This is a genomic window from Mangrovimonas sp. TPBH4 (genome assembly GCF_001280505.1).
In the GTDB taxonomy this organism is placed as follows: domain Bacteria; phylum Bacteroidota; class Bacteroidia; order Flavobacteriales; family Flavobacteriaceae; genus Mangrovimonas_A.
On sequence record NZ_LBIO01000037.1, the window covers coordinates 267,276 to 289,477 of the forward strand.

Here is a 22,202-nt window from a genome sequence, read left to right on the forward strand (position 1 = left end):
GCGCCAGAATTGCGGGAGTAGCTCAGTTGGTAGAGCGTCAGCCTTCCAAGCTGAATGTCGCCGGTTCGAACCCGGTCTCCCGCTCAAAAAGCTTCACTGAAAAGTGGGGCTTTTTTATTAAATAGTAGTTAGGGTAAAAACGGAGCCAGTTTCTTTTTGGAAATTGTCTCCGTTTTTTATTTGGTGATTATTTCAAATGAGATACATCTGTTCCGGTTGGAACTTCATAAGGTTCTTTTCCATGTTCAAAAATCCTGGCATCCAAACTACCTTTTAAAGTAATCGTGTTTCCCGATACGTGCAGCCAGCTGCCTTCCCTAAGTCCAACCACTGGTTGAGTGTTGAATTTGTGGAATTCTTGAATTCTGGTCTCTCGGGTTTCACCCATATGGGTACTGCTAGGATCTGGATCCAAATAATGCGGATTTAGATTGAAAGGCACAAATCCAAAGGTTTTGAAACTTGGTGGATATACTATAGGCATATCATTGGTGGTGTTCATCGTCAATCCACAGATATTGCTGCCGGCACTGGTGCCTAGGTAAGGCGTTCCATTAGAAACCGCTTCCTTGATAACTTCAATAAGCCCATGTTTGTAAAGTTGGCTCACCAATACAAAGGTGTTGCCACCTCCAACAAAAATGGCTTTGGCTTGCTTAACGGCTTCGGTAGGAGAGTCAAATTCGTGGATGCCCTTTACGGTTTTGTTTATTTTGGCAAAAGGTTCGCTTACTTTGGCAGTATATTCATCGTGCGAAATTCCTCCAGGTCTGGCATAAGGGACAAATAAAATTTCATCTGAGTTCTTAAAAAAGGTGCTTAATTCCTCCAAAAGATATTCCAAAGGACCGCTTCCATGCAGGGTAGAGGTGCTGGCAATAATTATAGTTTTCATCATTCATTAATTTGTTGTAAATTTAAGTAAACATCCCCTTTAACAAAAGTTTATCTAATCATTGAAGTTTATTTAAGACAAGATGTCGTTACTTTATTACATAAAACCAAATTTTATGACTAAAGCTATTTTGCTCATCAGTTTTTTGTTGCTAAGTGTTCAGGTGCAATCGCAGCAGCTTAACAGAATCATGGTAAATGGAAGGATAGTGGTGGATAGCGATGATATTGAAGGGGTGACCGTTTTTAATAGAAACTCCAATAAGGGAACTATTACCAATGAAAAGGGGGAGTTTTCCATAAGAGTGGCTGTAAATGATGTTTTGGTGTTTGAGGCTTTGCAGTTTCAGGAGTTTAAAGTAGTGATAGATAAAGAGGTTATCCAATCTAAGCAGCTAACCGTTTTTTTGGTAGAAGAGGTCAATAAATTAGATGAAGTAGTGGTGTTACCGTATGACCTTTCAGGAAATTTAATGGTAGATATTGAAGGTGTTCGTATTTATAACGCAGACTTAAAGCGACTTGATTTAGGTTTGGAAAATATGGAGGAATTCGAGTTTCGAGACAATGCCGATGTTGGAACCGAAAACCTTGTGAAGCATTCCCAAGCGCAAACCATGAAAAACGGCTTGAACATTAAAAACATTGTAAGCTTGTTGTTGGTGCCTTTGTTTGAATCTCCCAATAATACAAAAGAGGATAAGGTTGATGCAGTGGAGGTTCCTATGAGTACTTTTAAGAGTCAGTATAGTGAAGAATTTCTTGAGCAAAATTTTGGGATTCCCAAAGATCAGGTGGATAGTTTTATCATTTATGTGGAAGACAGTGGCTTGGATTACAGTTTACTGGACGAAGGCAAAGAATTGCAATTCCTTGAATATATCAATGACAAAAGCAAACTATTTTTAAGTACACAGAGTGGTAAAAATTAGGAGGCTTTTTTTACTGTGCTACTTTGCTGGTACGGGAATGCTCTGTGCTCAACAAAAGGTTTTGGAAGGTCTTGTTTCCGCAAATGGTGATGTTGAGGGGATTCATATTATCAATAAAACAGCAAGTAAATTTTCCAAAACAGATGAAAACGGGAGTTTTGTAATTCCGGCAAGCCTTCAAGATACCTTGCAAATCACAGGTGTTAAGTATAAAACCAAGGAAATAATTATCACTACGGAGATTTTCAATTCAAAAACAATTAAAGTCGCTCTAGAAGACCAAATCAATGAATTGGATGAGGTGATTGTCGGCAAGGTCTTGACGGGCAATTTAATGCTGGATGTAGAAAATTCAGAAGCCAAACGCGATATCAATTTTTACGATGTGGGCATCCCGGGTTATACCGGGAGGCGCAAAACCCAAAGTGAACGTAGGCTTTATGAAGCAACGACAGGTGGCGGGATTGTGCCGCTTAACCCAATCATGAATTGGATTTCTGGACGTACCAAAAGGCTTAAATATTTAATTAAGTTGGAACGTCAGGACCAATACATGGATCAAACCATGTCTGAGTTTTCGGAGATGCTTATGGAAATTGATGAGTTGGAGGAATCCCAGAAAATGGAGTTTTTCTATTTTGCTTCGGAAGATGAGCGCTTCATGGAACTCTATAATTTGAATAATGATATGTTGATGTTTGAATTTCTCAATGAAAAATTGGAAGTCTACAGAAAACGTCTTACTGAGAATAAGAATTGACCGTTAAATATTTTTGAAACACTGAGCATCTAAATAAACTACTTAGTATATTTGCATCGTGATACTATCAAGAACATTTTTATTTATAGGGACTACCGAAGTCATGTTCATACTATTTATTGTAGTCATGGTGTTTGGTGCCGATAAAATTCCTGAAATAGCGAGAGGGTTGGGGAAAGGTATGCGCATGCTTCGCGATGCCTCTACCGATATCAAATCGGAGATTACCAAAAGCGCCGAAAAAAATGGGATTGATACCAGTATTACCCAAGATGTCCAAGATGAACTTACCAAAGTTAAGGACGATTTGGAGCAATTCACAGGCTCTGTAAGACGTAAGATGTAAAGTTTTATAGCTGTCCACTAGTTTTCTTTTCTAAAACTTAATGCCCAAATTCATTTTAAAACTATTTTGGTCAAACGTATTGTAGTGATAGACGTTACTTGGTAGCTCATTGAATCGATAGCTGTAGATGAGGTTTAGATATAGATTGTTATTTGGCATATACTCAAAACCGGTAGAAGCATTGATACCGAAACTTCTGTTGCCTGTCCCCAACGAGTCATAGATGTCCAGTTTGGGGCCAATCAAAAAACTGAAAGTATCAGAAAGGGGAATACGTTCGAGAGCACTAAATTCCGTAAGGGTGGTTTCTGCAGAATATGAAACCTCAATTCTGTGATATACGCCAATATTGTCAAGGAGCATCCCTGTTCTAGCCAAGCCCAAACTTGGGTCTTGTTGTGAGCTAAAAGGCAAATTTTGTCCTGCACAAAGACTTGTCTTAAAAAGGAATATCACAATGAAATAATAGCGAAACCTGTATAACATTTTGACGTGAAAAAGGTTATACATTAAAGATAGAAAAAAGAGATTACTTTTTACGGAAAAACAACAATCAGATTAATTGATTGTTCCTACAGCTTTCGGCTTATGGTTAGGCCGTCTCTAATAGGGAGTAATACGGTTTCTATACGTTTGTCTTCTTTCAATAGTTTATTGTATTCCAAAAGTGCCAAGGTTGAAAGGTCATCCTCTTTTACCTGTTGGATCACTTTACCGCTCCAAAGTACATTGTCGGACAATAAAATGCCACCTTTGTTAAGTCGCTCCACAATTAAATGGAAGTAGTTGACATAGTTGGGCTTGTCCGCATCAATAAACACCAAATCGTAAGTAAGGTCCAATTCAGGAATAATTTCCGTAGCATCTCCTAAATGTTGGTGGATTTGAGCGCCATAAGGAGACATGTCAAAATATTTACGTTGGAAATCCACCAACTCTTCATTGATGTCAATCGTGTGTAAAACCCCATGTTCCTGAAGCCCTTCTGCTAAACATAGGGCCGAATAGCCTGTATAAGTGCCGATTTCCAAAATGCTCTTGGGGTTGATAATTTTTGAAATCATACTCAACAATCTCCCTTGGTAAGGGCCACTCAACATTCTTGGCTGCAAAATCTTTTGAAAGGTTTCCCTTGTAAGCTGTTGCAGCAATTCCGGTTCGTCCTCCGTATGGGCAACTACATAGTCGTCTAAGGCTTCAGGTATAAAATGCATTATGATAGAATCTTGTTGATTAAAGCTTGCTTTTTGGATTCGTCGTCACCAAACAGCCATTGTAGGACGTTGTCTTCCCACATGGCGTCTTTTTCCTGTTCGTTGATAATCTTTCTTTCAATGGCCAAATCCAAGATTTTCCCTGGATAGGAAGATTGTGTGGCACTTTCCATTTCTCCCAATGGATAAGGGTCGTCCAAGCCCATTAGCACTTGTTTGGAAGTCTGGTTTTTGATCAAGAGTTCCAAAGAACCCGTGTCATGAACCAAAGTATCAAAGAAAATGTTCTTATGGCCAACGGCTTTTCGTGGATGCACTTTGCCTTCAAACAAATCGTGTCTACCGTCAAATCCTTGAATACGTCTTCCTAGGTTAATTTGTGCCAATTGGCCACCGTGCGCAAAACAAACCCGCATGTTCGGGTACTTTTCATAATAACCATTTAAGGTCAAGAAATGGTAGGCATCCGCACATTGGGCCAGCATCCAAATTAAGTGGAATCTCCAAGACGTGTTTTGTAACTTAATGAATTTTTCTCCATCATAAGGATGGATTTCCACTGCCAAGTTGTACTTGTTGGCCAATTCAAAAATAGGCTCGTTTTCTTCATCAAAAATACAGCGCCAGGTACCAATGGTGTCCATGTAGTGTGTTGGCAAACACAATAGGTTCATGCCCAATTCCTCAACACAACGTTCAATTTCCCAACAAGCACCTCTCACAAATCCTGGGTGTACCACAAATCCACAGGTAAATTTACTTGGATTTTCAGCTTGGATTTTTCCGTTGAAATCATTTTGGAATCGTAAGGCCTGCTTCATTTCTTCCAAGCGCAAACCATTACCGTACAGTTGCGATAAATTTAGTACTACGGCATGATCGATATTAAAACGATCCATCCATTCCAATTTCTCCTTCAAAAAGAAACTAGAGTCCGTAACCGGTCGGCTCCAATCTTTCTGAAGCATATATTTTCGGTCCTTGTCTACCCAAAAAATACCTTTGTCTTTCATAAACTGAGGAATCTCTTCTGGATAGGGAAGTAAATGGGAATGGCCGTTAATGCGAAGTTTGCGTTTTTCCATGGGTGGGTGATGAGCTAGTGTTTTGGTTTGGGGTTATTCTTCGGTTTTTACAGGTGTTGGTGGTTGCATAACGTGCCCGCAATTGTTGCAAGTGCGCTTTTCCAAATCGCCATAATATTTATCAAAAATTACAGGCATATCGGTTTCAATGTTATCCAACGGAAACTCTTCGCGATACAGTTGCTCGTTGCAGTTTTCGCAATACCATTCCAAGGCATCATTCACACCTTCGGCCCTTGGGTATTCAATCACCAAACCAACCGTATTGGCTTTACGTTGAGGCGAATGCGGCACACCCGGAGGCAACAAATAAATGTCTCCTTCCTTGATTTCAATATCTTCTGGTTGGCCATCGTTCATGATGCGCAATACCATATCGCCTTCCAATTGGTAGAAAAACTCAGGTGTTTCGTTATAGTGATAATCTTTTCTACTGTTGGGGCCGCCAACAACCATCACTATATAGTCGCCATTAGGCCATACACATTTGTTGCCAACGGGCGGTTTTAATAAATGACGGTTTTCGTCAATCCACTTTTTAAAATTTAATGGGCTTACCAATTTACTCATTACAATATATTTTGGGCGTGCCCCTTACGGGTCGGGTTTTTCGTGCTACACGGTAGCTTGCTTCAACCCCTCACGCGGGTTTCTATAAAATTACAAACTTTTTGTGCGTCCACCATCAACAGGAAGGTTAATTCCGTTGATATAGCTGGCACATTCACTGGCCAAAAACGTTACGGCATAAGCCAACTCTTCTGGCTGTGCAAAACGTTTTGCAGGAACGGCTTGTTTCATGGCATCGGCAGCTGCTTCTTCACTGGTGCCAGTTTTAGCCGATTTGTTTTTGATGATTTCTGTCAAACGCTCAGTTCCGGTAGCACCAGGCAATACGTTGTTTACCGTAATACCAAATTGTCCCAATTCATTGGCCAAAGTTTTACTCCAGTTGGCAACAGCCCCGCGAATGGTATTGCTCACACCAAGTCCGTCCAAAGGTTGTTTTACCGAGGTGGAAATCACATTGATGATACGTCCAAAACCTTCGGCTTTCATAAATGGAACCGCCGCTTGTGCCAACACATGGTTGCACTTTAAATGATTGGTAAAGGCACTTTCAAATTCTTCCAATTTGGCAGCGAAAACAGGGCCTCCAGCTGGACCACCTGTATTGTTTACCAAAATATGGAAGCCATGATGTGCTGAAATAAAATCAGTCACCTTTTGTTGCAGTGCTTCCGGATTGGAAAAATCGGCAACGATATAGGAGTGGTTTTCGCTGTTTGGTAATTCGGCAAGAACTGCTTTTAATTTATCTTCGTTTCGGGCTACCAAAGTAACTTTGGCACCTTCCTTTGCTAACTCAATGGCTGTGGCTTTTCCAATACCTGCGGTACTCCCACAAACCAAAGCGTATTTATTGTTTAAGTTTAAATTCATGTTTAAATTTATTTTATAATTGATGTCAGGTCTAGCGCTGTAGCGACCTTAAGACTTGTATTTTGAATGTATGATGATTCGACATTTGGATAATATTTGAAGCAATTTAATGGCTTCGTTGACCAAAGCTAATTTCTTTTCAAACTAGATAGCGTGTTCGATATTATTAAAGTTTTGGTGACCCCCGTGTAGGTAAGATTATCTGAGCACAGTAATATGTAAACAAAATACACTTTCATAATTTTAACCTCTCGACTGCGCTCGAGGTGACAGAGTTTCTTTCTAATATTTAATACATACATTCTTGGCTTCGGTAAAGAAACGCAAGGCTTCAAAACCACCTTCTCTACCAACTCCTGAAGCTTTAACACCGCCAAAAGGCGTGCGCAAATCTCTCATCAACCAGGTGTTCACCCAAACGATTCCTGCTTGTAGTTGTTGACTCATACGCATAGTGCGTTTTAAATCGTTGGTCCAAAGGGTAGAGGATAAGCCGTAGGTAACTTTATTGGCCATCTGTAGTACTTCATCTTCCGTGTCAAAAGGCATGATGGTCACCACCGGACCAAAAATTTCTTCTTGGTTTACGCGACATTCGTCAGTAGGGACTTCTATAACGGTTGGTTCTAAATAATAACCATTTTCATAGCCTTCAACAGTTACTTGCTTTCCTCCGCAAAGAATCGTGCCGCCTTCTTCTTTGGCAATGTCAATATAGCTCATAACTTTCTCCATATGGGGTTTGGATACTAAAGCCCCAATATTGGTTGATGATTCAGATGGATGGCCGATTTTAAGGGCCTTTACTTTCGCAACAAAATCGGCTTTGAACTTTTCGTAAATAGGTCGTTCCACAAAAATTCGGCTACCGCATAAACAGATTTGTCCTTGGTTGGCAAATGAAGACCGAACGGTTGTTTTTAGCATATCCTCATAATCGCAATCTGCAAAAATGATGTTTGGATTTTTGCCGCCTAATTCCAGCGAGAGTTTTTTGAACATTGGTGCTGCAACTTTGGCAATATGCGCTCCGGTAGCAGTGCCTCCCGTAAAGGAAATGGCTTTGATGTCTGGATGCTCAATAATGGCTTGTCCAGTTGAGGTTCCCAATCCGTGGACAATATTTAAAACACCTTTTGGCAAGCCTGCTTGGTTACAAATAGCTCCCAAAAGGTAAGCTGTCATAGGGGTGATCTCACTGGGTTTGGCAACTACGCAGTTTCCGGCTGCAATAGCTGGAGCTATCTTCCAAGTGAATAAATATAAAGGCAGATTCCAAGGGGAAATACAGCCTACTACACCAATAGGTTGACGTAGCGTATAGTTCACAGCTTGTTGGCCTACGCTTTCGTGACTTTCACTAGCGAATTGCGTAATGGCATTTCCGAAGAAACGGAAATTGCTGGCCGCTCTTGGGATGTCAATGGATTTGGCTAGACTTAGCGGTTTTCCATTATCGATACTTTCAGCTTTGGCAAGATCTTCCAAATTGGCTTCTATCAGTTCTGAAATTTTTAGGAGAATTCTGCTGCGTTCTTCCAAAGTGGTTTGCGACCACGTAGGAAAAACCGATTTGGCTGCGATATACGCATTTTCTACATCTTCTTTGGACGAGTTTGGAATTTGACCATAGACTTCACCATTGGCTGGACAATAATTGTCTAACCAACTTTCTGAGGAAGGTGGGAGGAATTCACCGTTGATATAATTTTGGATATTCATTTCTTTAACAGATAGAAGAACTAAGTTGAAAGGTTCTATATGATTCTTGGTTGTATGTCTTTATTCCGAAGCCTTTTTATAAGCCGTTACTTTTATTTCAATCAACAAATCCGGATGTGGCAATTGGTGTACGGCCACAGTGGTTCTTGTAGGGCCAGTGCCCTTGTCGAAAAACTCGCCATAGGCTTTGTTGTAGCCTGCAAAGTCATTCATGTTTACCAAAAATGTGGTAACGTCTACCACATCTTTTAAGCTGGCTCCAACGGTTTGTAGGGTTTTATCAATATTCTTTAAAACCTCTTGGGTCTGTACTTCAATATTGAAAATTTTGGTGTTCATTTCATCTACCAATTCTACACCGGCAATGGAGTTGTCTGGTCTTCTGGAACTGGTTCCGGAAACAAAAATAAAATCGCCAACTACCTTTACGTGTGGGTAGGCGCCTCTAGGGGTTACTTTCTTTTCTTCGCTCATGCTTATTGTTTCATTCCCGCTATTCTGTCGTCTTCCAAAATGTTCTCGGTAGCGGTTTTTATGTGTTCTAAGGTTTCTTTAAGTTCTGCTTCGGTCATGTCTTCAACATTGGAAATAATGCCGTCGGCCAACATATTTAAGATGGCCTTGTCTTGGGCTCTTCCACGTAACATGGCTTCTTGATAGCCCAATTCTTCATTGAAGGTTACTAGGGAATATTTTGAGGAATATTCAGTTGGGAAGGTTTTTTCAAGGGCCATTTCCAATTGGCGTTTTTCCCTGAAATTGGCCTTGTTCACGTGGCCTTTCATTTCAAAGAAATTGTCGATGGCCAAATCGGCTATGGCATCGGTATCTTTTTTTCTGTTGGCTTCGTAGATTTTAAAAATGGTTTCCCAATCGGTGTGGCCTTCTTCCAAAACCTTATCCAATTCGGTGACATCTTCAAAAGAAGCATTCATGCCCTGTCCATAAAACGGTACAATGGCATGGGCGGCATCTCCCATCAATAGGGTATTACCTTTGTAATGCCAAGGTGAACATTTTACGGTACCAAGTGGCGCTGTTGGGTTTTCAAAAAACTCTTCAGCTAGATTTGGCATCAATTCCAAAGCGTCCTTAAAGTAGGTTGAGAAGAATTCTTCAACACGCTCTTTTGTGGTTAAATTATTGAAATTGTATTCGCCTTCATCAAAACTTAAGAATAGTGTTACCGTAAAACTACCATCTAAATTTGGAAGGGCGATGAGCATAAAGGCATCACGACCCCAAATGTGAAGGGCGTTTTTGTAGGTTCTAAAACCACCGTCTTCGGTTGGAGGAATACTTAATTCCTTATAGCCATGCGTTAGGTAATTCTGTGAAAAGCTAAATAGGAACTTTTTGCCTAAATAATAGCTTTTTCTCATGGCAGAACCGGCGCCATCCGTGGCGAAGATGACATCGGCATTTGCTTCAAATTCGGTATTGGTATCGTAGTCTTTAAAAAGTGCTGTGGTATTTTCAAAGTCAACCGACTTGCATTTTTTGTTGAAATGAATGGTGACGTTTTCATGCTTTTCGGCTTCGTCCAATAACAAAGCATTTAGGCCTCCTCTTGATATGGAATTGATGTACTCATGTCTTCCACTATAGGGAGAGAAAGACGTGTTGCCTTCCAAGTCGTGGAGCATTCTCCCGTTCATTGGAATACACAAGGGCTCAATTTGGTCTTGAATACCTACCATATTCATGGCCTTGATGCCACGGTCTGAAAAGGCTAGGTTAATGGAGCGTCCAGCACTAATATCTACTTTTCGCAAATCGGGGCGCATTTCATAAACGGTTACCTTATAACCTCTTTGTCCAAGACGAAGGGCTAAAAGACTTCCGCAAAGTCCGGCGCCAATAATCAATATATGTTGTTGTGTGTTATTCATTTTTAGTTGTCAAACGTCAGACGGTGTGTTTAATTTAAAATAGCTTTTAACTTGTCTACCATGTGGTACACATCTTGAAAAGAATTGTAAAGCGGCACGGGAGCGCAACGAATCACGTCGGGCTCTCTCCAGTCGCTAATCACACCAGCTTCGGTTAATTTTTTATGTAGATTTTTATCGGCATTTTTTACTTGAATAGACAATTGGCAGCCACGCTCGTCTGGATTTTCTGGAGTGATGATTCTAATGGTGTCCTCGCCAAGTTCTTTCAACAAAAATTCAAAATAGCCAGTTAGTTCTTTCGATTTTTTAGATAGTTTTTCGATGCCTACTTCTCCAAAGATGTCCAAGGAGGCCTTGATAGCCGCTAAGGAAAGAATAGGAGGGTTGGACAATTGCCAACCTTCTGCTCCCGGTAAGACGTCAAACTCATGACGCATGTTAAAACGTGTTTGTTTATTATGACTCCACCAGCCGGTAAAACGGTTGAGGGTTTTGTCATGGGCATGGCGTTCGTGCACAAAGGCACCTGCCAAACTTCCTGGTCCTGAGTTGAGGTACTTATAGGTACACCAAACGGCAAAATCGGCTCCCGAATCGTGAAGGTTGAGTTGCACATTTCCGGCTCCATGGGCACAGTCGAAACCAACCATACAACCATGTTGATGCCCCATTTGCGTGATACGTTTTAAATCGAAATATTGTCCTGTATAGTAGTTGACCCCTCCAATCATGATCAAGGCAATCTCATCGCCATGGCCGTCCAAAATTGCTTGTAAATCTTCATAGCGCAGCAATTCTTCTCCTTCTCTTGGAGTCCATAAAATCAAACCTTCCTTATCGTCATAACCATGGTGGCGTAGTTGTGACTCTACAGCATACTTATCACTAGGAAACGCATCAGATTCGATGACAATTTTATAGCGTTTTGGGGTAGGTTTGTAAAAGGACACCATCATGAAATGTAGGTTGGCAGTAAGGGTGTTCATGGTCACTACCTCGATAGGTTTGGCGCCAACAACTTTAGCCATGTTTTCCGTTAGGAATTCATGGTAGGGCATCCATGGGTTTTTGGCATCGGTATGGCCTTCAACCCCTAGATTGGCCCAATCTTCCAATTCTTGATCAATGTAAGATTTTGTAGTTTTGGGTTGTAGTCCTAGTGAATTTCCGCAAAGGTAAATTAGCTCGTTTCCTTGTGAATCTTTTGGGATGTGAAACTGGGTTCTGTATTGTGCGAGGTCGTCATTTTGGTCTAGTTCTTTGGCAAAATTCAAACCTGATTTATATGTAGACAATTGTAAAAATATTTTGGGTTGTTCACAAAAATAGGAATTATAAATCTAGGAATGAAGTGTAATTGAGGGTAGATTTCAACATGAAATTTGTATCTTTAAGAAAACCTGTAAGTATGAGTGCTAGAAAGGAATATACCAATGGCGAGGTGACTATCATTTGGGAGGCAGAAAAATGTATTCATTCCGGAATTTGTGTGAAGGGCTTGCCTGATGTTTTCCAGCCTCAGGATAAACCGTGGATTAAGATTCAAGCTGCGAGTACATCAAACTTGGTAAGCCAAGTAAAAAAATGCCCTTCCGGAGCGTTGAGCTTTTATATGAACAATACAGAACAAGATAATAGTACAATTATGGAAACCGAAGTTGAAGTCATGGAAAATGGCCCCTTATTAGTACATGGCACCTTAAACGTGACCCATGCGGATGGGAAAAGTGAAACCAAGGATAAAACAACAGCTTTTTGTCGTTGTGGGAGCTCCAGTAATAAACCGTATTGTGATGGCACCCACAGAAAGATTGATTTTGAGGGATAGTTCTTAAAGGAATATGTAAAGAAAAAGCGCTTCGACCAATGGTAGAAGCGCTTTCAATATATATAGACGCATACAGCGGGATATTTATAATATATACGGTTGAAGCATTAGGTTTGGATGGTTTTAACCCAAATTTTCTTGAAAATGAGCACTTTAAATCGGTGTCTTGTGGCTGTATTCTTCTGAAAATCAGTAAATTAAAGTTAATATTTGTTGTCTAACGGTTTTATTTTGTTGACGCATTTTTTAAAATTAGTTTAGATATATGAAAGTCGAGCTGAACTTAGTTCGCAATTCTTTCCAATAAAATTTTATTAATAGCAAACAAGCACCAACATCTTCTGTGATTGTGTAGAATTTTTGCTATCAATTAAACACTATTTCGAGGTATTTATGTTAGAGGCAAAGCTCCAATAGCTGTTGACTTATATTTTCTTGTGTTTGGTTTTAGAACCTCATTCATCTATCAGGGATTTACCTAGGCATTATTTAATAACCAATTTAATTCTAAGACCAATGAAAACACAAACAACAATTTTTGGTAAAGAGTACTGTGCAATACCGTTACTCGAAAACATTTCTTTTCCTCAATTATTATATTTTATCTTAAAAAGGACAATGTTGATCATCGTTCTTTTTTTTACGACCATTACTTTTGGGCAAGGAGATATCACTTTTCCTCCAGACGATATTTCTTGTACCTCTAAAGATTTGGAATTAGTTGGGGCTGCATTACCCGCACCAGATGAGGATCCTTGTAATTGTACAGGGACAAGATTATTGGAGTTGTCTATTTATAATAAAACAGGATCAACTCGTACATCATTCGCATTTTGGGGCTACTTACATAGGTATGATTCGGAGGGAGACGAAATTGGAGAGCCCGAGCCTATTTTTGCATGTGTGGGACCGATACCTCCGAATTCAACGACAACACTAGTATCTTCAACAGAAATTGAAGTGACTTGTGATACCTCTTTGGAGATTACTGATTTGTATTTAGCCTGGACTTCAGCTAGTCCTAACGCTACCTGTGAATCCTTAGCCAATGATCCAGGAGGAATTAATCCCAAATGTGGAACTTTAGATGCAATAACAGTGGAAACAGGTGTAAACGGAACTTTAAGTGTTGTAGACGCTGATTGTACAACAGGAGGTTCTATTCAAGTGTCTCCTTTTGGTGGGGTTCCACCGTATTCCGTACAATTGAATGGAGGTACAGGTGTTCAGTTGCAAGTAGGAGGGTCGACGACCTATTCTGCATTGGCAGCAAGTACTTATACGGTTCTTATTACAGATTCTAGAGGGTGTACCAATACTTTTATGAGAACCATTAGTCCAGCAATTCAACCAGTGGCAGAGGCAGGTTCTGAAATGGAGCTTACCTGTACAACGACTTCTGTGACCTTGGACGGTAGTGGAACCAGTAACAATCCAAGTGCGTCATTGAGCTATGAATGGAAAGATAGTTCAGATGCTACCATTGGTACCAGTGAAGATGTTACTGTGAACTCCCCTGGGACCTATTCCCTCACGGTGACTGATAGTAACAATGGGTGTTCCGATACAGATTCAGTGACGGTAACTCAAGATGTAGAATCGCCAATGGCAGAAGCAGGTTCAGATATGGAGCTAACCTGTACAACGACTTCCGTGACCTTGGATGGTAGTGGAAGCAGTGACAATCCAAGTGCGTCTTTAAGCTATGAATGGAAGGATAGTTCAGATGCTACTATAGGTACCAGTGAAGATGTTACTGTGAGCTCCCCAGGGACCTATTCTCTTACAGTGACGGATAGTGACAATGGATGTTCCGATACAGATTCAGTGACGGTAAATCAAGATGTAGAATCACCAGTAGCAGAGGCAGGTTCTAATATGGAGCTAACCTGTACAACTACATCCGTGACCTTGGATGGTAGTGGAACCAGTGACAATCCAAATGCGTCATTGAGCTATGAATGGAGGAATAGTTCAGATGCTATCATCGGTACCAATGAAGATGTTACTGTGGATTCTCCGGGGATCTATTCGCTCACAGTAACGGATAGTGACAATGGATGTTCCGATACGGATTCTGTGACGGTAAATCAAGACGTAGTGTCACCAGTGGCAGAGGCAGGTTCTGATATGGAGCTTACTTGTGCAACTACTTCTGTGACCTTGGACGGTAGTGGGACCAGTGACAATCCAAATGCGTCATTGAGTTATGAATGGAAGGATAGTTCCGATGCTATTATTGGTACCAATGAAGATGTCTCTGTGAGCTCCTCTGGTATCTATTTTCTTACTGTGACAGATGGTGACAATGGCTGTTCTGATACGGATATGGTAACCGTGACATCAGATACAGATCCTCCTTCTGCACCAACAATTTGTGTGGTTGAACCTTCTTTGTGTGGTCCAGATACCGGAAGTATTACTTTTTTAAGTCCATTGGGTGGTGATTATGAATATAGTACTGATGGAGGGGCTACATACCAGAGCAGTCCAGAATTTATGGATTTAGCGGCGGGATCTGTATCTGGGATTTTAGTGCGTGACACAACTACAGGTTGTGTGTCCTCAAGTGTTTCATGTGGTGATTCTGATTGTCTAAGTGCGGAAGCTAGAATGGCCAGTACGGCTATTCCTGAAGACACTTCCATAAAACAGCTCCCATCCAAAACCATTATCAAAGCATATCCAAATCCATTTAACGATCAAGTGAACTTTAAGGTTTTGGCACCCGAAGATTCTAAGGGAAGTTTGGAATTGATGAATTTACTGGGGCAACGTGTTAAAATGGTTTTTGAAGGAGATTTAAAGCAGGGTGAAAACTCATATAATGTCAACTTACCAGCCTTGCAAAACAATACGCTCATTTATGTGCTAACAGTGAATGGAGAGCGTGTGACAGGTAAATTAGTTCAATCTAGGCGATAATTGTTTAATAGTATACTGTTATTGCAGCTTAAAGCCCACTTTCTTGGTGGGCTTTTTCTGTTGAATTTAATCTTTATTCATCATCATTTTTGATGAGCATAGGGCATGTGCGTTTGAAATTTTCCAAACGGCGTTGGGAGACATTTTTGATGTAAGGGTGATTGGGGTTTCTCTTTTCAAAATCTTGATGATAGGCCTCGGCTTCCCAAAATTTTTGGAAAGGCATGATTTCAGCAGCAATTTCAGTGTTTAGCTTTTTGGCCCAAGCAGCTTTTTTGTCAATGGCTATTTGTTTCTGTTCATCATTTTGGTAAAAAATAATGGAGCGATATTGGCTGCCTCTGTCAGGTCCTTGCCCGTTAAATTGGGTTGGATCCTGTGAGTTAAAGTAAACATCGATCAAGGTTGCAAAATCTACTACTTTAGGATCGTAAATGACTTCAATAGCCTCGGCATGACCTGTGCGCCCTGTGTTGCTGTCTTCATACGTAGGGTTTTCTGAGTGGCCGCCAGAATATCCGGAAATAGCTTCTTCTACGCCTTTGACACTTTCGTAAATGGCTTCGGCACACCAAAAGCATCCGCTGGCAAAATAGGCGCGGGCCAAACCGTTTTCCATTGGGACTTCAACAGGTTCTACATTCATTAAGGCTTGTTGTTTCGGGTTTATCTGCGCATGGTTGTTGCAACTAAAAAACAAGAGGGCAATGATAAAGGTGCTGATGGATTTCATGGTGTTTTTCTTTTAATAGTCGTGCGATTTTGGAAAACCTTATTTGAAACTATAAGAAAGTGGTCACAAAAAAAATCCCTAACCGATAGGCTAGGGATTTTTATATGAAGTTTTATGATGGTCTAAAGTTTAGAGAACAATTTTTCCATTTTCTCTCTTTGTTCATCGGCTAACTGCGCATCTACCAAAATACGTCCACTGTGCTCGTCTGTAATTACTTTTTTACGAGAAGCAATTTCAACCTGAATTTGCGGTGGAATTGTAAAGAAAGAACCTCCTGAAGCGCCTCTTTCAATTGGCACAACGGCCAATCCGTTCTTTACATTGCTACGGATTCTTTGGTAAGCTTTTACCAATCTAGAGTCAATCTGCTCTTGGTATTCTTCAGATTTTTGAAGTAAAGCTTGTTCTTCTTTTTCAGTCTCGGCTAAAATAGCGTCCAACTCACTGCGCTTGTGCTTAAGGTGGGTTTGACGGTCTTTAAGACGGTCTTTGGTTTCAGCAATGATTTCTTTTTTCTGCTCAATTTGCGCCTTGAACTCTTTAATGTGTTTTTCGGCCAATTGAATTTCCAATTCCTGAAACTCTATTTCTTTAGTCAATGAGTTGTATTCTCTGTTATTTCTAACATTTTTTTGTTGCTCACTGTATTTTTTAATCAAAGCTTTGGCTTCTTCAATTAAATTTTTCTTCCCTTTGATTTCCTCATCAATCATTTCAAGATTTGAACCTAATTTTTCAAGTCTTGTATTTAATCCTTCTACTTCATCTTCAAGGTCTCTTACCTCCAAAGGAAGCTCGCCTCTTAAGTTTCTGATCTCGTCTACTCTGGAATCGATTAATTGTAAATCGTATAACGCTCTTAATCGTTCTTCAACAGAAGCTTCAGCTTTTTTTGCCATAATTATAAATACTTTACTGGATTGGTATTTGTCATCGATAAAACGACTGCAAAATTAGTAATTTTTTTTGATAGATAGTCCGCTAAAAATGTTTTTGTGTGCTGTTCGCTCTCGTAATGACCTATATCTGCCAAAATAATTTGGTTTTCGGCCAAAAAGAAGTCATGATATTTTAAATCTGAAGTAATTAGGATGTCAGCTTTGGCTGCTTTGGCTGCACCAATGGCAAAACTTCCGGAGCCCCCTAACACCGCTACTTTTTTGATAGGTTTTTGTGGGAGTTCGGTATGTCTAATTGCCGATACATTCATTTTTTCTTTGACATAGTTTAAAAAAGGAATGGGATCCATTTCTTTTTCCAATCGCCCAATCATACCTATGCCAATGGTTTGGTTGATATTGTCCAGAGTTTGCACTTCATAGGCTACTTCCTCATACGGATGAGCCGAAAAAAGTGCCTTTAGAGTACTTGATTCGTGATGTTTTTGAAAGGTTACCGAAATTTGGGTTTCTGGTTCGTAATGCAATACTTCCTTTTCTCCTTTGGTAGGGCTGGAGGAGGCATTGCCTTTAAAAGTTCCAGTGCCTTCTGTATTAAAACTGCATTGATCGTAATTACCTATGCTGCCAGCTCCCGCTGCAAATAAAGCTTCCCGTAACTGAACGGCAGATTGTGTTGGAACATAAGTGGTCAGTTTTTTTATGGTGCTTTTTTGCGGAATCAATATTTCTTTGGAATGTAATTCTAATTGATTACAGATAATATCGTTCACTCCCTGCAGAGCATTGTCTAGTGCTGTATGGATGGCATAAATGGCAATATTGTGCTGAATGGCTTTTATGACCACGCGCTCTACATAGCTGTTGCCATTTAACTTTTTCAAGCCTTTAAAAATGATGGGGTGGAAACTTACAATGAGATTGCAGTTGTTTTCAATAGCTTCATCGACCACCGCTTCCAAGGTGTCTAAAGTTACCAAAATACCTTTTAGGGGAGTGTTTTTGTCTCCAACCAAAAGGCCTACATTGTCAAAATCTTCTGCATAGGCCGTTGGGGCCAAATCTTCCAAATGCGCAATGACATCTTTTATCAACATAAAAGTAGAGTTTTTTCAAAGATAAAAATAAAGTGAAACGCTCCACAGTTTTGTAAGGCATAGAAATTGGAAAGAGGCATGATTTAAATATTGATTATATTGCCAAACCAATTCAATGCTGTTTTAAATAGTCATTTATGCACTTACTCCGAAAGCTCTTGTTACCTTTTGTTCCTGTTTACTATGTGGTCACTTGGTTGCGTAATAAATTGTATGATGTTGGTGTTTTTGAATCCACGGAATATAATTTTCCAGTTATAGCAGTTGGTAATTTAAGTGTGGGAGGTACTGGTAAAACCCCCATGATAGAATATTTGGTAAGGTTGTTAGGGAAAGAAAAATCTCTTGCAACTTTGAGTAGGGGGTATAGAAGACAAACCAAGGGCTTTCTTTTGGCCAATGACGACACGAAAGTGGAAGATATCGGTGATGAACCTTTCCAGTTTCATTCTAAGTTTGAAGATCTATTGGTTTGTGTAGACGAGGACAGACGTCATGGGATTGCTAAATTACGCCAGTTAAAAAATGCTCCTGAAGTTATTTTGTTGGACGATGCCTTTCAACATCGAAAAGTAAAGGCTGGGTTCTATGTATTGTTGACTTCGTATTCCAAATTATACGCGAATGATATTTTGTTGCCTACAGGCGATTTAAGAGAGCCAAGATCTGGTGCCAAACGAGCCGATGTGATTGTAGTAACCAAATGTCCAAAGAATTTGGATGAGGTTGAAAAAGCAACAATCATCAAGCAATTAAAACCTAATGAAGGACAGGAGGTGTTTTTTAGTTCCATAGATTATGCTAAAGAACTTAAAGGCAAAAAGGAAGAAATGTCTCTTGATTTGTTAACAGGCAAAACGTTTAGCTTGGTTACGGGTATAGCCAATCCGAAGCCTTTATTGGAATATTTGGAATCCTTTCAGTTAGAATTTAAACACTTAAATTTTAAGGATCATCACGATTTTTCCGATAGTGAGATTGACATGTTGAAAAACGAAGGATTAATCATCACTACGGAAAAGGATTATATGCGTCTATCTCCACATTTTAAAAATCAAGATAACTTGTTCTATTTACCCATAGAAGTACAGTTGGATAAACCAGAATTGTTTAATTCAAAAGTGAACACCTTCGTTAGCCAATTTTAAAATTAAATGGTAGAAGCCTGATTCTGGTTACTTAGGGCGTTGAATAACTTCTTCTCAAAATCTTCCTGCTTAAACGGTTTTGAGATGATATCGTTGAAACCGGCTTCATCAAACTCATGCATTTTGTCTTCCAAGGTTACAGCTGTAAGGGCAAATATGGTAAGTTCTTTGTCAAAAGTTCTTATGATTTTGGTGGCTTCCAATCCGCTAATTCCTGGCATGTGGATATCCATTAAAACAACACTGTAGTTCACTTCTTTTACTCTATCAACGGCATCTTCACCATTGTCCACGACATCGCAATGAAGGTTCATTTTGTTCAAAATCTTCTTCGTGATCATTTGGTTAATTTTGTTGTCCTCGACAACTAAAATTTTAACGTTGCTTAAATCCAATTGATTGATGTTATTTGAATAGTTTGGCTTCGCGATGGTCTCAAGCTTTTCAGCATAAGCCATTGGCACTTCAAAAATGAAGGTAGATCCTTTACCGAGCTCACTCTTCAGGTAGATTTTTCCTTTTAGGATTTCTATAAGGCCTTTCACAATGGAAAGTCCAAGCCCGGTTCCTCCGTATTTACGGTTTATTTGAATGGAGCCTTGAGAGAAACTTTCAAACATGTGCTCCTGTTTTTCTTTGGTGATTCCTATACCGTTGTCCTCCACTTCAAATCTTACACCATAAACACCGTCTTTTTCATTGATTTTGGTAACACGAACCCAAATATCTCCATCTTTGGTAAACTTTATGGCATTACCAATAAGGTTGATCAAGATTTGTGAAATCTTAAGTTGATCGGCCTCAAAGGTGCGAGGAAGGTCTTTGTCGTACTCAAAGTGCATGGTAATGTTATTGTCTACAGCCGAATTGTTAAGGGCAGAAATAACATTGCCAACTTTCTTCTTCAAATCAAAAATTTCAGGGTCTAAATCTACTTTATTGGCTTCAATTTTATTGATCTGCAGAATGTCGTTGATGAAGGTTAAAAGATAATCTCCAGAAAATTTCAAGGATTTCAAGTGAGGTATCTGTTCTGGTTTTGGGTGTTCTTCCAAAAGCATATTGGTTAAACCTGTCACGGCATACAAAGGTGTCCTTAGCTCATGGGTTACGGTTGAAAGGAAATTGGCTTTTGTTTTGGAAGCCAATTCAGCCTTTTCCTTAGCCAATACCAACTCATCATTTTTCTTGTGAAGCATGTTGTTGGTCTTAAGCCTAATATTGTTGTTTTTGTATAGCGAAAGAGTTAATAATGAAAGAATGGTAATAAGGGCAATACTCAAAATAGTGGTGATTTTGGTAAGGTTGCTATCGGCATTCTTTTGCTCCATTTGAGCTTTTAACTGTTGGTTTTCCGCATCTTTATATTCACTTATAAATTGTGTGCGTTTTTCAGGGCTTAAGTTCTCACGCTTGATATCCAATATAGAGTCTGATAACTTGATATGCTTGACAAGAAATTCGTTGGCAAGCTTATAGTTGTTTTCAGATTGGTAAATGTCACTCAATGTAAGGTAACTTTCATTCAAACTTTCAATAAGCTTGTTTTGTTGAGCAATTTTTAATCCATCATTGGTTGCCGAAAGCGCTAAATCGCTATTGCCAAGTTTTTGCAGCACTTTCCCACTGTTGATAAGTGCGCTACTTAAAATATTACTTTGATTGTATTTTTTGGCAAGAACAATGGCTTTTTCCAATTGGGCTTTGGCCTGTTTGTAGTCTTCCATTTTTATGTACACCTTAGCCTCGTTAAGGCATACCTCTGGAATGTATTCTTCTAGATCCTCCTCTTCAAATTTGGTTTTTGCTGAATGGAAATAATCCAAAGCTGTTTGGTATTCTTTATTACTGTAGGAGATAACCCCCCAAACATTGTATGTAATGGCCAAATTGGCGTAATCTTCAATCTCTCTTTGTATCTCGGCAGCTCTTAAAAGAGAGACCATGGCTTCTTGAGGTTCTTGGATGGTATATTGCAGTTTGGCAATCTTTGTGTGGATGATACCTTCGCTTTGTTTATTGCCGATGGTTTTTGCAATTTCCAAGGCTTTTGTAAGATTTTCCTTTGCGCTGTAATAATCACCACGGCTATTATTTAATGAAGCATGGGTGATAAGATTTTCAATGCGCATTTGCAATAAATCACGATCATCAGCATTGTTTTGCGCTCCCAGCTGAAGCCAACAACTGAAGCCTAAAATAAGGATGAAGTACTTAATTTGGGACATATTCAGACCACTTTTATTGTAACAAATATAAATATTTATTCGATAAAAGTTATGATTTGTCCGATAAATTGCAAATTAAATCCAAAATTCTTGAAGAATATCCAGTTTCGTTATCATACCAGCCAACAATTTTTACCATGTTTTCTATCACGGAAGTCATCTGGGAATCGAAGATGCAACTATGGGGATTTCCTACAATATCGATGGATACGATGGGGTCTTCGGTGTATTCTAAAATGCCCTTGAGGTGTGTTTCGGAAGCTATTTTAAACGCTTCATTAATCTGTTCAATTGATACGGTATTTTTTACATTAAAAGTGATGTCCGTCAATGAACCATTGGCAACAGGTACTCTTATCCCACAACCTCCAATAACATTGGAAAGGTCGGGGAAAATTTTGGTCAATGCTTTGGCAGCACCTGTGGTCGTTGGGACAATAGATTGTCCGGCAGCGCGTGCTCGTCTTAAGTCTTTGTGGGGTTGGTCGTGTAGGCTTTGATCGGTGGTGTAGGAGTGAACGGTGGTAATATAGGCCTGTTTAACTCCGCAAAGTTCCTTGATAACTGCCATCATTGGGGCTGCATTGTTGGTAGTACAGGAGGCGTTGGAAATAATTTTCTCAGTGCCATCCAATAAATGATCGTTCACACCCATCACAATGGTCTTGATGCTATCATCTAATGGGGGAACCGATAGAATCACTCGATCTGCACCATTTTTTAAATGCCATTCTAAATCTTCGATGGTTTTAAACTTTCCACTAGATTCAATAGTGAAATCTACATCATATGGACTCCAATCAATTGCTTTGGGGTGCTTGTGATTGAGTAAAGGAATTAATTGACCGTCGACAATGATATGCTTGTCATCCCAAGACACTTCGTTTGGTAATACGCCATGAATACTGTCATATTTTAGCAAATGGCTTAAGGTATGGGCGTCTGCTAAATCATTTATGGCAACTACACTTAGGTTGGGGTGATTTTGTATGAGTCTGAACACGCGTCGGCCAATTCGACCAAACCCATTAATGGCAACCCTAATCATGA

The 22,202-nt window shown here is 39.7% G+C and carries 21 protein-coding genes and 1 tRNA gene; 7 read left to right on the forward strand and 15 right to left on the reverse strand.

The features are described from left to right. Nucleotides 1-11: 11 nt before the first annotated feature. Nucleotides 12-84, forward strand: a tRNA-Gly gene (locus tag ZA05_RS02625). Between the two features lie 103 nt (nt 85-187). Here the strand turns inward: ZA05_RS02625 and pepE are convergent. After that, on the reverse strand, nt 188-895 hold the full coding sequence (gene pepE, locus ZA05_RS02630) for a dipeptidase PepE (RefSeq protein WP_053990193.1): 708 nt from the start codon (nt 893-895) through the stop codon (nt 188-190). A gap of 115 nt (nt 896-1,010) precedes the next feature. Here pepE and ZA05_RS02635 point away from each other — a divergent pair, with 115 nt between their 5' ends. Genes ZA05_RS02635 through ZA05_RS02645 form a run of 3 tightly spaced genes read left to right on the forward strand, consistent with a single transcriptional unit; the run spans nt 1,011 to nt 2,932 of the window. Next, a complete protein-coding gene (locus tag ZA05_RS02635; RefSeq protein WP_197276037.1) occupies nt 1,011-1,826 on the forward strand; it encodes a carboxypeptidase-like regulatory domain-containing protein in 816 nt (271 codons plus the stop codon). 37 nt (nt 1,827-1,863) lie between these two features. After that, on the forward strand, nt 1,864-2,586 hold the full coding sequence (locus ZA05_RS02640) for a carboxypeptidase-like regulatory domain-containing protein (protein ID WP_053990191.1): 723 nt from the start codon (nt 1,864-1,866) through the stop codon (nt 2,584-2,586). Between the two features lie 58 nt (nt 2,587-2,644). Beyond that, nucleotides 2,645-2,932, forward strand: coding sequence for a twin-arginine translocase TatA/TatE family subunit (locus ZA05_RS02645; protein ID WP_082331919.1), 288 nt, complete (start codon nt 2,645-2,647; stop codon nt 2,930-2,932). Nucleotides 2,933-2,962: 30 nt separating this feature from the next. Here the strand turns inward: ZA05_RS02645 and ZA05_RS02650 are convergent, their stop codons facing one another. The 9 genes from ZA05_RS02650 to kynU all read right to left on the reverse strand — a co-directional run bounded on the left by ZA05_RS02650 (nt 2,963) and on the right by kynU (nt 11,586). After that, nucleotides 2,963-3,418 carry a hypothetical protein gene (locus tag ZA05_RS02650; RefSeq protein WP_053990190.1) on the reverse strand — a complete coding sequence of 152 codons (456 nt, stop codon included), beginning with the start codon at nt 3,416-3,418 and terminating at the stop codon, nt 2,963-2,965. Nucleotides 3,419-3,504: 86 nt separating this feature from the next. After that, nucleotides 3,505-4,146, reverse strand: a complete 642-nt coding sequence (locus ZA05_RS02655) for an O-methyltransferase (protein ID WP_053990189.1) — start codon at nt 4,144-4,146, stop codon at nt 3,505-3,507. Next, on the reverse strand, nt 4,146-5,231 hold the full coding sequence (locus tag ZA05_RS02660) for an amidohydrolase family protein (RefSeq protein ID WP_053990188.1): 1,086 nt from the start codon (nt 5,229-5,231) through the stop codon (nt 4,146-4,148). The genes ZA05_RS02655 and ZA05_RS02660 overlap by 1 nt, the downstream gene beginning before the upstream one ends. A 33-nt stretch (nt 5,232-5,264) precedes the next feature. Further along, on the reverse strand, nt 5,265-5,801 hold the full coding sequence (locus ZA05_RS02665; protein WP_053990187.1) for a 3-hydroxyanthranilate 3,4-dioxygenase: 537 nt from the start codon (nt 5,799-5,801) through the stop codon (nt 5,265-5,267). Between the two features lie 90 nt (nt 5,802-5,891). After that, nucleotides 5,892-6,674 carry an SDR family oxidoreductase gene (locus tag ZA05_RS02670; RefSeq protein ID WP_053990186.1) on the reverse strand — a complete coding sequence of 261 codons (783 nt, stop codon included), beginning with the start codon at nt 6,672-6,674 and terminating at the stop codon, nt 5,892-5,894. 282 nt (nt 6,675-6,956) lie between these two features. Further along, nucleotides 6,957-8,396, reverse strand: a complete 1,440-nt coding sequence (locus ZA05_RS02675; protein WP_053990185.1) for an aldehyde dehydrogenase — start codon at nt 8,394-8,396, stop codon at nt 6,957-6,959. 60 nt (nt 8,397-8,456) lie between these two features. Continuing rightward, nucleotides 8,457-8,870: a RidA family protein gene (locus tag ZA05_RS02680; protein ID WP_053990184.1), complete on the reverse strand. Its 414-nt coding sequence runs from the start codon at nt 8,868-8,870 to the stop codon at nt 8,457-8,459. Between the two features lie 2 nt (nt 8,871-8,872). Beyond that, entirely contained in the window at nt 8,873-10,288 is a 1,416-nt protein-coding gene (locus ZA05_RS02685) for an NAD(P)/FAD-dependent oxidoreductase (protein WP_053990183.1), read from the reverse strand. Nucleotides 10,289-10,317: 29 nt separating this feature from the next. Beyond that, nucleotides 10,318-11,586: a kynureninase gene (gene kynU / locus ZA05_RS02690; RefSeq protein ID WP_053990182.1), complete on the reverse strand. Its 1,269-nt coding sequence runs from the start codon at nt 11,584-11,586 to the stop codon at nt 10,318-10,320. A gap of 80 nt (nt 11,587-11,666) precedes the next feature. Here kynU and ZA05_RS02695 point away from each other — a divergent pair, with 80 nt between their 5' ends. Then, the gene (locus ZA05_RS02695; RefSeq protein WP_231632402.1) at nt 11,667-12,119 is read left to right on the forward strand and encodes a (4Fe-4S)-binding protein; all 453 of its coding nucleotides are present in this window, start codon (nt 11,667-11,669) and stop codon (nt 12,117-12,119) included. A gap of 618 nt (nt 12,120-12,737) precedes the next feature. Next, nucleotides 12,738-15,044 (forward strand): T9SS type A sorting domain-containing protein, encoded by a 2,307-nt coding sequence (locus ZA05_RS02700; RefSeq protein WP_053990181.1) that lies wholly within the window; start codon nt 12,738-12,740, stop codon nt 15,042-15,044. Between the two features lie 73 nt (nt 15,045-15,117). Here the strand turns inward: ZA05_RS02700 and msrA are convergent, their stop codons facing one another. The 3 genes from msrA to ZA05_RS02715 all read right to left on the reverse strand — a co-directional run bounded on the left by msrA (nt 15,118) and on the right by ZA05_RS02715 (nt 17,776). Next, nucleotides 15,118-15,777 carry a peptide-methionine (S)-S-oxide reductase MsrA gene (gene msrA / locus ZA05_RS02705; protein WP_053990180.1) on the reverse strand — a complete coding sequence of 220 codons (660 nt, stop codon included), beginning with the start codon at nt 15,775-15,777 and terminating at the stop codon, nt 15,118-15,120. A 122-nt stretch (nt 15,778-15,899) separates the two neighbouring features. Further along, nucleotides 15,900-16,679 (reverse strand): zinc ribbon domain-containing protein, encoded by a 780-nt coding sequence (locus ZA05_RS02710; protein WP_053975993.1) that lies wholly within the window; start codon nt 16,677-16,679, stop codon nt 15,900-15,902. 2 nt (nt 16,680-16,681) lie between these two features. Then, on the reverse strand, nt 16,682-17,776 hold the full coding sequence (locus tag ZA05_RS02715; RefSeq protein ID WP_053990179.1) for a Nif3-like dinuclear metal center hexameric protein: 1,095 nt from the start codon (nt 17,774-17,776) through the stop codon (nt 16,682-16,684). Between the two features lie 137 nt (nt 17,777-17,913). On the opposite strand from ZA05_RS02715, the gene lpxK reads away from it, so the two are divergent. Continuing rightward, nucleotides 17,914-18,924, forward strand: coding sequence for a tetraacyldisaccharide 4'-kinase (lpxK, locus tag ZA05_RS02720; protein WP_053990178.1), 1,011 nt, complete (start codon nt 17,914-17,916; stop codon nt 18,922-18,924). A gap of 2 nt (nt 18,925-18,926) precedes the next feature. Here lpxK and ZA05_RS02725 read toward each other — a convergent pair whose 3' ends face one another. Both ZA05_RS02725 and gap read right to left on the reverse strand, forming a co-directional pair. Further along, the gene (locus tag ZA05_RS02725; RefSeq protein WP_053990177.1) at nt 18,927-21,152 is read right to left on the reverse strand and encodes an ATP-binding protein; all 2,226 of its coding nucleotides are present in this window, start codon (nt 21,150-21,152) and stop codon (nt 18,927-18,929) included. Between the two features lie 49 nt (nt 21,153-21,201). Then, the gene (gene gap, locus ZA05_RS02730; protein WP_053990176.1) at nt 21,202-22,200 is read right to left on the reverse strand and encodes a type I glyceraldehyde-3-phosphate dehydrogenase; all 999 of its coding nucleotides are present in this window, start codon (nt 22,198-22,200) and stop codon (nt 21,202-21,204) included. Nucleotides 22,201-22,202 lie beyond the last annotated feature (2 nt).